Annotated in this window: 13 protein-coding genes and 3 tRNA genes; 4 read left to right on the plus strand and 12 right to left on the minus strand. The window is 21.3% G+C overall.

The genetic code is table 11. From position 1 onward, the window contains the following. Window positions 1-91 precede the first annotated feature (91 nt). Window positions 92-1,438 carry a magnesium transporter gene (gene mgtE / locus PAD_RS01050; RefSeq protein ID WP_219848619.1) on the plus strand — a complete coding sequence of 449 codons (1,347 nt, stop codon included), beginning with the start codon at window positions 92-94 and terminating at the stop codon, window positions 1,436-1,438. Window positions 1,439-1,440: 2 nt separating this feature from the next. On the opposite strand, the gene cls is transcribed toward mgtE, so the two are convergent. The 10 genes from cls to aroE all read right to left on the minus strand — a co-directional run bounded on the left by cls (window position 1,441) and on the right by aroE (window position 9,043). Further along, complete coding sequence (cls, locus tag PAD_RS01055; protein WP_258172082.1) at window positions 1,441-2,850, minus strand: cardiolipin synthase; 1,410 nt, start codon at window positions 2,848-2,850, stop codon at window positions 1,441-1,443. After that, window positions 2,847-3,128, minus strand: a complete 282-nt coding sequence (locus PAD_RS01060; RefSeq protein ID WP_219848620.1) for an HU family DNA-binding protein — start codon at window positions 3,126-3,128, stop codon at window positions 2,847-2,849. Before PAD_RS01060 ends, cls begins: the two co-directional genes overlap by 4 nt. Before the next feature lie 12 nt (window positions 3,129-3,140). Continuing rightward, window positions 3,141-4,352, minus strand: a complete 1,212-nt coding sequence (gene clpX, locus PAD_RS01065) for an ATP-dependent Clp protease ATP-binding subunit ClpX (RefSeq protein WP_219848621.1) — start codon at window positions 4,350-4,352, stop codon at window positions 3,141-3,143. Window positions 4,353-4,371: 19 nt separating this feature from the next. After that, complete coding sequence (gene clpP / locus PAD_RS01070) at window positions 4,372-4,977, minus strand: ATP-dependent Clp endopeptidase proteolytic subunit ClpP (RefSeq protein WP_219848622.1); 606 nt, start codon at window positions 4,975-4,977, stop codon at window positions 4,372-4,374. A 27-nt stretch (window positions 4,978-5,004) separates the two neighbouring features. Further along, a tRNA-His gene (locus PAD_RS01075) sits at window positions 5,005-5,076 on the minus strand. Between the two features lie 11 nt (window positions 5,077-5,087). Then, window positions 5,088-5,161: transfer RNA gene (locus tag PAD_RS01080), tRNA-Arg, on the minus strand. Between the two features lie 19 nt (window positions 5,162-5,180). After that, a tRNA-Pro gene (locus PAD_RS01085) sits at window positions 5,181-5,254 on the minus strand. Then, entirely contained in the window at window positions 5,245-6,618 is a 1,374-nt protein-coding gene (cysS, locus tag PAD_RS01090; RefSeq protein WP_219848623.1) for a cysteine--tRNA ligase, read from the minus strand. The genes PAD_RS01085 and cysS overlap by 10 nt, the downstream gene beginning before the upstream one ends. Beyond that, window positions 6,612-8,201: a glutamine--tRNA ligase gene (glnS, locus tag PAD_RS01095; RefSeq protein WP_219848624.1), complete on the minus strand. Its 1,590-nt coding sequence runs from the start codon at window positions 8,199-8,201 to the stop codon at window positions 6,612-6,614. The genes cysS and glnS overlap by 7 nt, the downstream gene beginning before the upstream one ends. Before the next feature lie 5 nt (window positions 8,202-8,206). After that, entirely contained in the window at window positions 8,207-9,043 is an 837-nt protein-coding gene (gene aroE, locus PAD_RS01100; protein ID WP_219848625.1) for a shikimate dehydrogenase, read from the minus strand. Window positions 9,044-9,063: 20 nt separating this feature from the next. Between aroE and def the strand changes: the two genes are divergently transcribed. Beyond that, entirely contained in the window at window positions 9,064-9,549 is a 486-nt protein-coding gene (def, locus tag PAD_RS01105; RefSeq protein ID WP_219848317.1) for a peptide deformylase, read from the plus strand. A gap of 4 nt (window positions 9,550-9,553) precedes the next feature. Further along, window positions 9,554-10,522 carry a glucokinase gene (glk, locus tag PAD_RS01110; RefSeq protein ID WP_219848626.1) on the plus strand — a complete coding sequence of 323 codons (969 nt, stop codon included), beginning with the start codon at window positions 9,554-9,556 and terminating at the stop codon, window positions 10,520-10,522. Here the strand turns inward: glk and PAD_RS01115 are convergent. After that, window positions 10,500-11,858, minus strand: coding sequence for a glucose-6-phosphate dehydrogenase (locus PAD_RS01115; RefSeq protein ID WP_219848627.1), 1,359 nt, complete (start codon window positions 11,856-11,858; stop codon window positions 10,500-10,502). The two genes, glk and PAD_RS01115, sit on opposite strands and share 23 nt — an antisense overlap. A 117-nt stretch (window positions 11,859-11,975) precedes the next feature. On the opposite strand from PAD_RS01115, the gene PAD_RS01120 reads away from it, so the two are divergent. Beyond that, the gene (locus PAD_RS01120; RefSeq protein WP_219848628.1) at window positions 11,976-13,391 is read left to right on the plus strand and encodes a sugar porter family MFS transporter; all 1,416 of its coding nucleotides are present in this window, start codon (window positions 11,976-11,978) and stop codon (window positions 13,389-13,391) included. Between the two features lie 5 nt (window positions 13,392-13,396). Here the strand turns inward: PAD_RS01120 and PAD_RS01125 are convergent, their stop codons facing one another. Next, a complete protein-coding gene (locus tag PAD_RS01125) occupies window positions 13,397-14,254 on the minus strand; it encodes a methylenetetrahydrofolate reductase (RefSeq protein ID WP_308726234.1) in 858 nt (285 codons plus the stop codon). Window positions 14,255-14,345: the final 91 nt, after the last annotated feature.

Here is a 14,345-nt window from a genome sequence, read left to right on the forward strand (position 1 = left end):
AATATTTATTATAATGTATTGACATAATTAAATAAGATATCTATATATATATCTTATATATTTTATCATAAAATATAATTAAGAGATATTAATGGAAATAAATAAAATTTTTCCTGAATTAATTAAAGCTTTATCAAAAAAAGATTATAAAAAAATAAAATATTTATTAAAATATTTTCGTTCAGCTGATATTGCTGAAATGATATCACGGAAATCAAATAATTTTATATTAAAAATATTAAATAGTCAAAATTTAAAAAGAAAAGCTGATATTTTTTCTTACTTACCAAAAGATAAACAATTTGAAATTACTAAAAAACTAAAGAATGAAGAAATAATAAAACTGTTTGTAAAAATGAATTCAGATGATAGTGCTGATGTTTTTAAGATGTTTGAACCAATCCGTAGAGAAAATATATTACGAAGTATGGCACATAAAGTTAGAGAAGATATTATAAAGCTTTCTAGTTATGAAGATGGATCTGCTGGAGCTATTATGTCATCGAAATATGTTGTTATTCCTGAAAAATTAAATGTATTACAAGCTTTAAATAAAATAAAACAAACAGCGCCTGATGCTGAAACAATTTATCAAGTATATGTATTAGATAATAATCAAAAATTAACAGGGACATTATCATTACGTCAAATTCTTTTAGCAGATCCTATTGCTTTAATTAAAGATTTAATGATTAAAGATGTAATATATGTAAATACAAATTCAAAACAAGAATATGTAGCCAAGTTGATTTCACGATATGATTTTTTAGCGATACCTGTAATTAATTCTGAACATAAATTAGTAGGTCTTATTACATACGATGATGCAATGGATGTTGTAGAAAGAGAAACAACAGATGATTTTCATAAATCTGGAAGCGTAGGTACTTTAGAATATAATATTGTTCGTACAAAATTATGGACTTTATATAGTAAACGGGTATTTTGGTTAGTCTTATTAATTTTTGGTAATTTATTTTCTGGTGCAGGAATCTCACAATATGAAAAGACTATTTATTCTAAAATCTCCTTAGTGTTTTTCTTACCTTTGTTAATTGGAAGTGGAGGAAACGCAGGATCACAAGCTGCTACTCTTATGATTAGAGGATTAGGTACTGGAGAAATTAATATTAAAGATTGGGCTAAACTAATGAGTAGAGAATTATTAGTTTCAGGAATTTTAGGTTTAACAATGGCTGTTGTAATATACCCAATCGGATATATTAGAGGAGGAATAGAAGTTGCTTATTCTGTAGCGGGGAGTATGATAATAATAGTCATAATTGGGAGTTTATTAGGAATGTCTTTACCTTTTTTTTTAAATCGTTTAGGTTTTGATCCTGCTGCAGCAAGCGCACCTTTAGTTTCTACTTTGTGTGATTCATTAGGAGTATTAATATTCTTTTCAATAGCTACTATAATATTAAATATTACTTGAAGCTAAAGGATTGGGGATGCTAAAAAAGCTGATCTGGAAATTAATTTCTTTATTAAAGAACGACAATTAATTTCATTTAACCTTATTAATCTACAAGATAATAAATCTTGTTTTAACATATAATTAACATCTTTAGCAAATTCATAATCAATAATATATGCTGTTATTTCAAAATTTAATCTAAATGATCTATTATCTAAATTCATTGTTCCTACTGAAGCTGTATGATCGTCAATTAACATAACTTTTTGATGTAAAAAACCTTTTATATATTTATATATTTTTACTCCAGATTTGATTAAATCAGATAAAAAACTAAAGGTAGATAAATAAACTAATAACTGATCTGTTCGTTCAGGTATAATTATCTTAACATCTACACCTCTTAATGCAGCTAATTTTAAGGAATCTATTACACTTTGATCTGGAAGAAAATAAGGGCTAGTTATCCAAAATTTTTTTTTTGCGAGATTAATAGCATTTTGAATTAAAAGACTTGCATTATTTATATTATATATAGGTCCAGAAGGGACGATAATTATATTTTGATTTTTAAATTTTGATATTATTGGTTTCCAATTTAAATTTTTCAATTTTTTTCCTGTTGTCCAAAACCAATCCTCTAAAAAAATTTCTTGTAAACATAAAACACTAGGTCCAATTATATGTAAATGTGTATCTCTCCAATATCCTAATTTTTTATTTCTACCTAAATATTCAATACCTATATTTAAACCTCCTGTCCATCCTTCTTTACCATCTATTATTACCAATTTTCTATGATTACAAAAATTAATGTTTAAAATATTTTTCCAACCATTACATGATCCAAAATTAAAAATGTTTATTCCTGCTTTTCTTAATTCTTTTATAAATTTAAATGATAACCTCTGACTACCAATTTGATCATAAATAAAAAAAACTTTCACTCCTTTTTTTACACTAGATATTAAAATATTTTTTAACGTTTGACCAACTTTATCATTTTTTATGATAAAAAATTGAATTAAAATATATTTTTTTGCTCTTTTAATACCATTAAACATACTTTTAAAAGAAATATATCCATTAATTAATAATATTGCAGAATTTGCTTTTGTTAATGGTAAATTTGCTAATTTCTCTACTAATTTTACATTAACATTAGTATTAGACTTTAGATGATTTTTTTCTTTATAAAAATTTTTTTTTATAGTATATCCACCAAACTTTGGACAAGATAATATCCAAAATATAGGAATTGATAAATATGGAAATGTTATTAAAGATATTAACCATGCAATAGCACCTTGAGCTGATCTACTAATCAGAATAGCTACTATTATAGTGTATAATAATAACAAAAAAATTATTATTTTCATAAAAATTTTAAATATATATAAAATATCAATAAAATTTAAATCAAAATTCATTTTTTAATCTTTCTTATTTTTTTTATATATTTACTAATTTTAAACTTAATTTTTTTTGTAGCTAATAATTTTATTTTTTTTCCATTTTTAGGATTATTACTTATCTTGGCTGCACTATATTTTATTGTAAATGTACCAAATCCTAATAAAAAAACAGATTTACCTTTTTTTAAATTTTTTTTAATATAATTATAAAACAAATTTATTATCAAATTTGCTTTATTTTTTTTTATATTTGTTAATAAAGAAATTAATTTTCTCAAATAGGATTTTTTCATACTAATAAAGGTTTACTTTTTTACTAATAACGGTTTACTTTTTCCTAATATTACATTTTCATCTATAATTACTTTAATTATATTTTTTTTTGAAGGTATTTTAAACATTGTTTCTAATAATATATTCTCCATAATCGAACGTAAACCTCTAGCACCAGTTTTGAGCAATTTAGCTTTCTCTACAATAGCTTTGATAGCTTTTTCTTTAAATAATAACTCTACACCATCAAGATTAAATAAATATGAATATTGTTTTAATAAAGCGTTTTTTGGATATTTAAATATCTTTAATAAATCAAATTCATTTAATTCATTTAAAGTAACTATATTTTGTAATCTACCAATAAATTCAGGAATTAAACCAAACTTTATTAAATCTTCATTTTTTACATCTCTAATAATATCACCTAGATTTTTATATTTTTTTAATTTTGAATTAAATCCAATACTATTTTTAGTTTTTCTATCTAAAATTATTTTTTCTAAACCTAAAAAAGCTCCACCAACAATAAATAAAATATTTTTTGTATTTACTTTTATAAAATTTTGTTGAGGATGTTTTCTTAAACCTTTTGGTGGAACTAAAGCTATTGTACCTTCGATTAATTTTAATAATGATTGTTGAACACCTTCACCTGAAACATCTCTTGTTATTGAAATATTTTCTGATTTTTTTGCGATTTTATCAATTTCATCTATATAAACAATACCTTTTTGTGCTTTTTCAATATTATAATTACAATTTTGTAATAAATTTTGAATTATTATTTCTACATCTTCTCCTACATAACCTGCTTCTGTCAAAGAGGTGGCATCAGCAATTGTGAAAGGTACATTAAGTAATAAAGCCAAAGTTTCCGCAAACAAAGTTTTTCCCGTTCCGGTTGGACCAATTAATAAAATATTACTTTTTTCAATTTTTATTTTATTATATTTTAAACGTTTATAATGATTATAAACTGCTACAGATAAAACTAATTTAGCACGGTCCTGCCCTATAATATATTTATTTAAAAAATTATAAATTTCTTTAGGTTTTGGTAAATAAATATCATAATCTAAATTTATTATTTCTTCATTTAAAATTTCATTACATAAATATATACATTCATTACAAATATACACAGAATTACCTGCTATTAATTTCTTTACTTCTGTTTGTTTCTTTCCACAAAAAGAACAATATAAATTATAAACAAATTTATTTATATTTTTTAAATCCATAATAAATCCCTTTAATTTTTTAACGTTTTTTTATTATATAATCTATAATTCCATAATCTAATGCTATTTTTGCTTCCATAAAATTATCACGGTCTGTATCTATATTTATTTTTTCTATATCCTGCCCGGTATGTTTAGATAAAATTTTATTAATTCTTTTTTTTATAGATAATATTTCTTTTGTATGTATTTCTATATCACTTGCTTGACCATGAAAATTTCCTAACGGTTGATGTATCATAATTCTTGAATTAGGTAAACAAAATCTTTTGCCTTTTTTGCCTCCTGCTAGTATTATTGCAGCCATACTAGCAGCTTGACCAATACAAACAGTTGAAATCTCAGGTTTTATATATTGCATAGTATCATAAATAGATAAACCAGATGTTACTATTCCTCCTGGAGAATTTATATATAAATTAATATCTTTTTCTGGATTAACAGATTCTAAATATAATAATTGTGCTACAATCAAATTTGCTTTATAATCTTCAATATTACCAACTAAAAATACAATACGTTCTTTAAGAAGCCGTGAATATATATCATATGAAATATCTCCTCTAAAATTCTTTTCTATTACTATCGGCACTAAATTATCTTTTATAAAACTATAATAATTCATTTGTTCTCCAAACTATATATTTTATTTGGTGGATGATGGGTCTCGAACCCATGTCCTACGGATCCACAATCCGGAGCTCTACCACTGAGCTACACCCACCAATTTCTTCTTACGTCCAGCAGGACTTGAACCTGCAACCAACGGCTTAGAAGGCCGATGCTCTATCCTATTGAGCTATGGACGCCAAGTTTATTATATGAAGATCGGAGTAGAGGGATTCGAACCCACGACACCCTGCTCCCAAAGCAGGCACGCTACCTGGCTGCGCTATACTCCGGTTTTGATAAACCAAATAAATTTTCTTAAATTATCTTGAATTAAAATATTAAATTTATTTAAAATTTTTCTTATATTATCTGATTTAAAAAAATTTTTTTCAACTTTAGCTATAGTTCGTTTTAATATTAATTTTTCAATTATTTTAATATTTAATCTTATTTTTTTTTTAAAAAATTTATTTGGTAATGAATTTAATATTCCTATTATATTTCCTAAACGTATTAATTCATAAGATAAAGCTTGAGCTTTTTTTATTTTACCTATATAAAAAAAATTCTTTAATTCATATAATATATCAAATAATATTGATATTGCTTTTACAGTATTAAAATCATTTTCTAATGCTAAAATAAAATTATTATAATAATAATTATCTATTATCCCTTTTATTGGTTTAATTTTTTTTATTATATTATAAAATCGATTTAACGAATTAAAAGCCATATCTAATGAATATTTAGAATAATTTATTGATTTTCTATAATGAGTTAAAAGAAAAAAAAATCTAATTACTTCAGGATGATAAATTTTTAAAATTTTCTTTAAAAAAACTATATTTTTTAAAGATTTAGACATTTTTTTATCATTTCTATTAATATGTCCTGAGTGTATCCATATATTAACATGTTTTTTACAAAAAATAGCTTCACTTTGTGAAATTTCATTTTCATGATGTGGAAAAATTAAATCTAAACCACCCCCATGTAAATCAAATTTATTACCTAAATATATTTTTGATAAAATAGAACATTCAATATGCCATCCTGGCATACCTAAACTCCAAGGGGAATACCATCCCTTTTTTTTAGTTTTTTTCCATAAAATAAAATCTAAAAAATTTTTTTTAGATTTATCTTTATTTATTCTTAAACCAGAATATAAATTATTAAACTTTTGATTACTTAATTTCCCATATAATTTTATTTTATTTATCTTAAAATAAACATTACCTTTATTTATATATGCATATTTTTTTTTTATTAATTTATTTATATAAAAAATTATAATATTTTTATATTTACTAACTTTTGGTTCATAATCTGGAGAATTTATACCTAATTTTTTTTCATCTTTATATATTGAATTAATAATTCTATTAGTTAAAAAATATATAGATTCTTTATTTTTATTTGATTTTTTTATAATTTTTTTATCTATATCTGTTATATTTCTTACATATTTAAGATGATAACCTCTAATTTTTAGATATTTGTTAATTAAAGAAAAAACAAACATATTTCGAGCATGACCTATATGATAATAATCATATACAGTAATTCCACAAACATATATTTTAACTTTATTATATTTTATAGGAATTAAGAATTCTTTATAATTTTTTAATGTATTATATATTAACAATTATTTTTTAAGCTTATTATCTTATTAAAAACAAAATTATTTTTATTATAATCATATCTATCTGCACAAAAATAACCTACTCTTTCAAATTGTAATTTTGTTTCAGGTTTAATTTTTGATAAAAGAGGTTCTCCTATAGAGTTTTTTATTTTTAAAGAATTTGAAGTTATATTATTATATATATTTTCTTTATTATTTTTTAATAAATTTTTATAATTACGTATTTCAACTTTTACTCCATATTTTACACTTACCCAATGAATCACACCTTTTATTTTTTTTCCTTCAAAATTTTTATTTTTAGTATTTAAATAAGCAATTCCTTGTATTTCTTTTATATTTTTATTTTTTAAATAAATAATTTTATTACATTTTATTATATAAGAATGACGTAAACGCACTTTTTTTCCGATAGATAATCTAAAAAAATTTTTTTTTGGATTTATATTAAAATCACTTAAATCTATCCAAATCTCTCTATTAAAAAATATCTTTCTAGTACCCATATCTGTTCTAACTGGATGATTCTTAACCTTAATTATTTCTTCATATCCTACAACTAGATTCGTTAATACTAATTTTACAGGATTAATTACACACATTACTCTAATAACTTTATTTTCTAAATCAGAACGTATAACATAATATTGCATTTTTATATCTATCTTATTATTTGATCTTGTTATTCCTGTTTTTTCACATAATTTTTTTAAAGAAGATGGTGTGTAGCCTCTTCGTCGCATTCCTGAAACTGTAAGTAATCTAGGATCATCCCATCCACATACAATATTCTTGTCTATTAAGAATTTTATTTTTCTTTTAGAAGTTAAAGAATAATTTATATTCATTCTAGAAAATTCTATTTGTTTTGGTGAAATATATTTGTTATTTAATAGATTTTTAATAAACCAATTATATAAATTTCGATTATTTTCAAATTCTAAAGTACAAATAGAATGTGTGATTCCTTCCAATATATCAGATTGCCCATGTGCATAATCATAAGATGGATATATTTTCCATTTATTTCCTGTTCTGGAGTGGTAAACATTTATAATCCGATACATGATAGGGTCTCTTAAAGTTAGATTATTAGATTTCATATCAATTTTCGCACGTAAAACTTTACCTCCTTCTTTAAAAAATCCTTTACGCATTTTTTTAAATAAAAAAATATTTTCTTTTATAGTACGATTTCTGTAAGGACTATTATATCCAACTGACTTAAAATCACCTCTATATTTTTTTATTTCTTTTATAGATAAATCATCAACATAAGCTTTACCTTTTTTTATTAAATATAAAGCCCAATAATATAAATTATCAAAATAATTAGAAGCATAATAAATTTTATTAAATTTATATCCTAACCACTTAATATCTTCTAAAATAGAATTAATATATATATTATTTTCTTTCAGAGGATTTGTATCATCAAATCTAATAAAACATTTTCCTTTTAGGACTTTAGCTAAATTTAAATTTAACCATATTGATTTAACATGGCCAATATGCAAAAAACCATTTGGTTCTGGAGAAAATCTAGTAACAATCTTCTTAATATTATTTATATTTTTTAACATTAGTTTCAATAATTATTTAATAAATTACGTATTTTTATATGTAATTTTTTAGTTTTTGGACGTACATTATTTAATAAATAAAATGTTTCAGCTGCTTGTTCTATTAACATCCCCAAACCATCATATATTTTTGCATTATATTTTATTGCAATTTTTAAAAAATTAGTAATTTTTTTTGAATACATTAAATCATAAGCTATACTTTTTTTTTTAAAAATATTTTTATATAAAAATATTTTTTCTTTTTTTAAACTTAAACTTGTACCATTAATTATAATATCAAAAGGTTTTTTATTTTTTAAATCATTATATGAACAAAAGTTCATTATATTCTTTATATTAAATCTATTAATTATTTCTTTACATTTTAATAAAGTTCTATTTACGATATAAATTTTGTTTGGTCCTAAATCTAATAATTGTTGTAAAATACTATTAATGGCTCCTCCTGCTCCTAATAATAAGATACGTTTTTTTAATACTTTTATTTTCAATCTATGAAAATCTCTTATTAATCCCACTCCATCTGTTGTATCGCCATATATAAGATTATTTTTTTTATCTATTATTAATGTATTTACTGATTGTGATATTTTTGATCTATAAGATAACTTCTCAGCTAATTTTATTGCATATTGTTTATATGGGATGGTTACATTAATACCTATACCATTTATTTTTAAAAAAGTTATCCATTCTTTTATTAATTTAATTTTATTAAAAATATTAATAGCATTATAATATAAAAAAATATTATTTTTTTTTCCAAAATAATTATGTATTATAGGAGATAAAGAATGTTTAATTGGTTTTCCAAAAACACAATAAAGTTTTTTTGACATGAATTATATAACCTTTTTATATGACAATATTAAAAATCTTAAAATATCCAGATAAACGTCTTAATATTATAGCGAAACCAATAAAAAATATAAATAATAAAATAAAAAACTTAATTTTTAATATGCTTAATACAATGTATGCATATAATGGAATTGGTTTATCTGCTACACAAATTAATAAACACCTTCGTATTTTTGTTATGGATATAAGTAAAACTTATAATCAACCAATTATTATTGTTAATCCTAAATATAACTTTGTAAGTAATAAATATAAAAAATTTAAAGAAGGATGTTTATCTATTCCATATTATTTTGAATATATTTATAGATCTATTAATATAAATTTAAATGCAATAGATATAAATGGAAATAATATCATTATTAATGCTTATGGATTGATATCACAATGTATACAACATGAAATAGATCATTTAAACGGTAAATTATTAATAGATCATTTATCACAACAAAAGAAAAAAAAAATATATAAAATTAAGGATTAAAAATATGACTAAATTATCATTAGTAGGTGATATAGGTGGTACTAATGTTCGTTTAGCTTTGGTATCATCAAATAATTTTAATCTTTATAAAATAAAAAAATTTAAATGTATTAATTATGTGGATATTAATGAAGTTATAAAAAAATATATTTCTTTAGTAGATTGTGAATATCCTAAAAAGGCATGTTTAGCTTTTGCTTGTCCTATTAATTATAATCTAATAAAAATGACAAATAATTCCTGGAAAATAAAAAAATATGAATTAAAAAATAAAATGAAATTAAAAAAATTAAAAATAATCAATGACTTTACAGCGATTGCCTTAGGTTTACCTCATATTCAAACAAAAGATTTATATAAAATTGGATATGGAAAAAATTATAATAATAGTAATAAAATTGTTATTGGTCCAGGCACTGGATTAGGACTTGCTGGATTAATTCCTAATAAAAATTTTTGGATACCTATTTCAGGAGAAGGAGGGCATATTAGTTTTGCGCCAATGGATAAATTTGAAATATATATATTAAAATGGTTTAAAAAAATTTATAATCGTGTTTCTATAGAACGTATACTTTGTGGTCAAGGAATATTAGACCTATATAATGCGCATGTTAATTATTTTAAATCTTATAAAAAGATATTTAACACTCCTGCTGAAATTACTAATGCAGCTTTAAATAAAGAAGATCATCTAGCTTATAAAACAATAATGAGGTTTTGTAAAATCTTAGGGAGTGTAACAGGAGATATTGCTTTAACTTTAGGAGCAAAAGGTGGAGTTTATTTATGTGGAGGAATTTTACCAAGAATAAAAAAAATATTAGAAACTAGTGAATTTCGTAATTCTTTTTATAACAAAGGTAGAATGAGTTTTTATAATAAAGAAATTTCAACTTGGTTAGTAAAGTCTAAATGGATAGGATTATTAGGAGCAGCTGAAGCTTTGTTTAATAAAATGGACCCCATGTAAATGATTTGTAATAAAATATAGGTATATTTTTTTGTTTCCAAATATAACTTATTTTATCTATCCATCTCCAAGAAAAATCAATTTCTTCTTTACTAACAAAAAAATCTTGTTTACCTTTTATAACTTCTAATATTAAAAATTCATATGAATCTAAATAATTAGTTTTTTTATTAACAAAAGACATATTTTTATAATTTAATTTCTTAAAAAGATTTTTATTTAAAATATTTATATTTATTTCTTCTTTAGGTTGTAATTTAATAATTAATTTATTTTTATTAAAAGATATAATTATTTGTGATAACTTTTTTTTTAACCGTTTTCCTGATATCAAATAAAAAGGTATACCATACCAATAAAAATTATTTATTTTTGTTTTGATTGAAATAAATGTTTCTGTACATGAATTTCTATTTGAATTTTCTTCTTCAAGATATCCATTAAAAATTTTTTTATGTAATTTATTAGAAATATATTGCCCATAATTTATATCAACTGTTAAAAAACTATTATTTAAATCTTTTAATAATTTTATCTTTTCTTTACGTATATTTTTATAACTAATCTTATTTGGAACACAGATAGTAATGATAGATAATATTTGTATCAAATGATTTTGTACCATATCTCGTAATTGACCTGTTTTGTCAAAATAACCCCAACGATCTTCTATACCTAAGCTTTCAGCTAAAATAATTTTAATATGTGTAATATATTTTTTATTCCATAAATTATAAAATATAGTATTTAAAAATCTTAAATTTAATAAATTTTTTACTTGTCTTTTACCCAAATAATGATCTATACGAAAAATGTTTTTTTCATAAAAAATATTTTTAATATAAGTATTTATATTTATTGAACTTTTTAAATTAAATCCGATTGGTTTTTCTAAAATTATTTTCGAATTTGTTTTTATGCATTTATTTAAATTTAGATTTTTACAAATAATTTTAAATAAATTACTAGATACTGATAAATAAAAAATTAATGGAAAATTATTTTTTAATAACCAAAATTTTATTAATTTATAATATATAAGATTTGTAAAATCTATATTTAAATAATATAAACATTTAATAAAATTAATAATTAAAATTAATTCATTTTTATTTTTAATTTTTTTATTATTTAATAATATCTTATATATTTTATATCTAAATTTATTTAAAGTTAAATATTTACGTGCTAAACATAATATATTTATTTTTTTATTTATTAATTTTTTTTTATATAATATAAATAAAGAATGATATAATTTTCTTAAAGCTAAATCACCTAAAGCACCAAATAATAAAAAATTTAAATTTGTTATTTTATCCAAATTTAATTTCATTAACGTTATCTCCTAAAAAAATTAATAAATAAAAAAATAATAATTATATTATAATAACATAATTATTATTATTATTACTAATTACTATTTAGAATAAATATTTTGGAGAAAAATTATATGTTAAAAATTTTTACAAAAAAAATATATTATAAAAATAAATTTAAAACTAAAATAGTGCCATTAGTATGGAGAAGTTGTAGTTTAATAGCTTTAATAGGTATATTATTTGGAATGGATATAGGTGTCATTTCGGGAGTCTTACCTTTTATTACAAAAGAATTTAAATTATCTAATACCATGGCCGGTTGGATAGTAGGGTCAATGATGGGAGGAGCTGCAATAGGAACTTTTGCTATTTGTATTGTTTCAAAACAGTTAGGTAGAAAAAAATCTTTATTAATAAGTTCAATATTATTTTTTATTGGAGCTTTAATAGCTGTATTTGCAAACTGTACAAGAATCTTAATTTTAGCTCGTATTATTCTTGGATTAGCAGTAGGATCTGCTTCTTTTACTGCTCCTTTATATTTAGCTGAAATTACTCCAGTTAGAATTAGAGGTATGACAATTTCTTTATATCAATTTATGGTTACGATCGGTATACTTATAGCTTTTATATCTAATTTTATTTTTAGTTACTTTCAAAGTTGGAGATGCATGTTTGGAATATTAATCTTTCCTTCAATAATATTATTTTTTGGAATCTTAATTATTCCTGATAGTCCAAGATGGTTAGCATATAAAAATAAAAAAAATGAAGCAAGAAAAATATTAAAAAAATTAAGATATTCTAAAGTTGAAGTTAATAATGAAATAAAAGAAATTTTTAATAGTATAAAAAACAAAAATAAAAAGTTAGGATGGAATTTATTTAAAAAAAATATTAATTTTCGTAGATCTGTAATTTTAGGAATTATTTTACAAATTATACAACAATTTTCAGGAATGAATGTTATGATGTATTTTTCTCCTAAAATTTTTGAACTTTCTGGATTTATTGGAACAAAAAATCAATTATTAAGTACTATTATAGTTGGTTTAGTAAATGTTTTCTCAACAATAATAGCTATTATATCAGTAGATAAATTAGGTAGAAAACCGATTTTATATATAGGTTTTACAATAATGGCGATCGGAATGGCTATATTAAGCTTAGTTTTATATATAGGAACATTAAAAATTATACAATATTTATCAATAATTTCTTTATTAATTTTTGTAGCTGGGTTTGCTATGTCTGCAGGCCCTATTATATGGATAATATGTGCTGAAATACAACCTTTATACGGAAGAGATTTTGGAATAAGTTGTTCTACTATTGCAAATTGGTTAGCTAATATGTTACTTGGGACTTTTTTCTTAACGATTTTAAATAAATTAGGTGGCCCAATAACATTTATATTATTAGCTTTAGCAAATATATCTTTTATTATCTTTACTAGATTTGTAATTCCTGAAACCAAAGGAATTTCATTAGAAAAAATAGAAAAAAACTTAATGAATGGGAAATCACTACGGCATTTAGGAAAATAAAAAAATTAAGTTATTAATTCATATAAAATATTTAAAGTAGGTTCTACATTATTTAATGTATAAAAATGTAAACCTGGGGCTCCTCCTTTAATTAAAATCTCACACAATTTTATAACAATTTCTTTTCCAATAATTTCTACATCTTTTTTATTTTTACAATTTTCTAAACTTTTAGATATCCATTTTGGAATATTTGCGCCACATTTTTTTGAAAAAGTTATTAACTTATTTACATTAGTAATAGGCATAATACCTGGAATTATTGGTTTATTAATACCAAAGTTAATAACTTTTTCAAAAAAATAAAAATATGAATCTGGATCATAAAAATATTGAGTAATTGCTTTATCAGCTCCAAAAAGAAATTTTTTTATAAAAAATAAAATTTCTTTTTTTAAAGTAATAGTATTAGGATGCATTTCTGGATATGCAGATACTATTATTTCGAATTTATTATAAAAATTTTTTTTTATAAATTTAATAAAATTTATTGAATTTAAAAAATAATTATTTGTTAAAATATAATTATTAAGATCACCTCTAAGTGCTAAAATTTTTTTTATACCTAATTTTTTATATATATTTATAATATTTATTATTTCTTTTTTAGTACTTGATATACAAGATAAATGTGGAACACATTCTATATTAGATTTTTTTATAGATTTTATAATATCTAAAGTATTTTCTTTATTAGAACCTCCAGCACCAAAAGTAATAGAACAAAAATCTATATTAATTTTTTTATATAATTTTTTTATTAATTTTATTAATTCTTTTTTTTTAAAATTATTATTAGGTGGAAAAAATTCAAAACTAATTTCTAGTTCATTTTTATTCATATTATTCTTAATTTTAATTATTTATTTTTTTATAATTTTCAATTAATAATATACATATATTGTATTTAATTTTTCTTTATTTTAATATTTATTTTTTTACATTAGTAAAGGA

Source organism: Candidatus Portiera aleyrodidarum (assembly GCF_000953295.1).
Lineage (GTDB): Bacteria > Pseudomonadota > Gammaproteobacteria > Johnevansiales > Johnevansiaceae > Portiera > Portiera aleyrodidarum_A.

Excerpts from the sequence above, each read along its gene's own strand:
- clpP (WP_219848622.1), bottom strand. The coding sequence starts at position 4,977 with ATGAATTATTATAGTTTTATAAAAGATAATTTAGTGCCGATAGTAATA.
- PAD_RS01120 (WP_219848628.1), top strand. The coding sequence starts at position 11,976 with ATGTTAAAAATTTTTACAAAAAAAATATATTATAAAAATAAATTTAAA.
- glk (WP_219848626.1), top strand. The coding sequence starts at position 9,554 with ATGACTAAATTATCATTAGTAGGTGATATAGGTGGTACTAATGTTCGT.
- PAD_RS01060 (WP_219848620.1), bottom strand. The coding sequence starts at position 3,128 with ATGAAAAAATCCTATTTGAGAAAATTAATTTCTTTATTAACAAATATA.
- glnS (WP_219848624.1), bottom strand. The coding sequence starts at position 8,201 with ATGTTAAAAAATATAAATAATATTAAGAAGATTGTTACTAGATTTTCT.
- mgtE (WP_219848619.1), top strand. The coding sequence starts at position 92 with ATGGAAATAAATAAAATTTTTCCTGAATTAATTAAAGCTTTATCAAAA.
- def (WP_219848317.1), top strand. The coding sequence starts at position 9,064 with ATGACAATATTAAAAATCTTAAAATATCCAGATAAACGTCTTAATATT.
- clpX (WP_219848621.1), bottom strand. The coding sequence starts at position 4,352 with ATGGATTTAAAAAATATAAATAAATTTGTTTATAATTTATATTGTTCT.
- PAD_RS01115 (WP_219848627.1), bottom strand. The coding sequence starts at position 11,858 with ATGAAATTAAATTTGGATAAAATAACAAATTTAAATTTTTTATTATTT.
- cls (WP_258172082.1), bottom strand. The coding sequence starts at position 2,850 with ATGAATTTTGATTTAAATTTTATTGATATTTTATATATATTTAAAATT.
- aroE (WP_219848625.1), bottom strand. The coding sequence starts at position 9,043 with ATGTCAAAAAAACTTTATTGTGTTTTTGGAAAACCAATTAAACATTCT.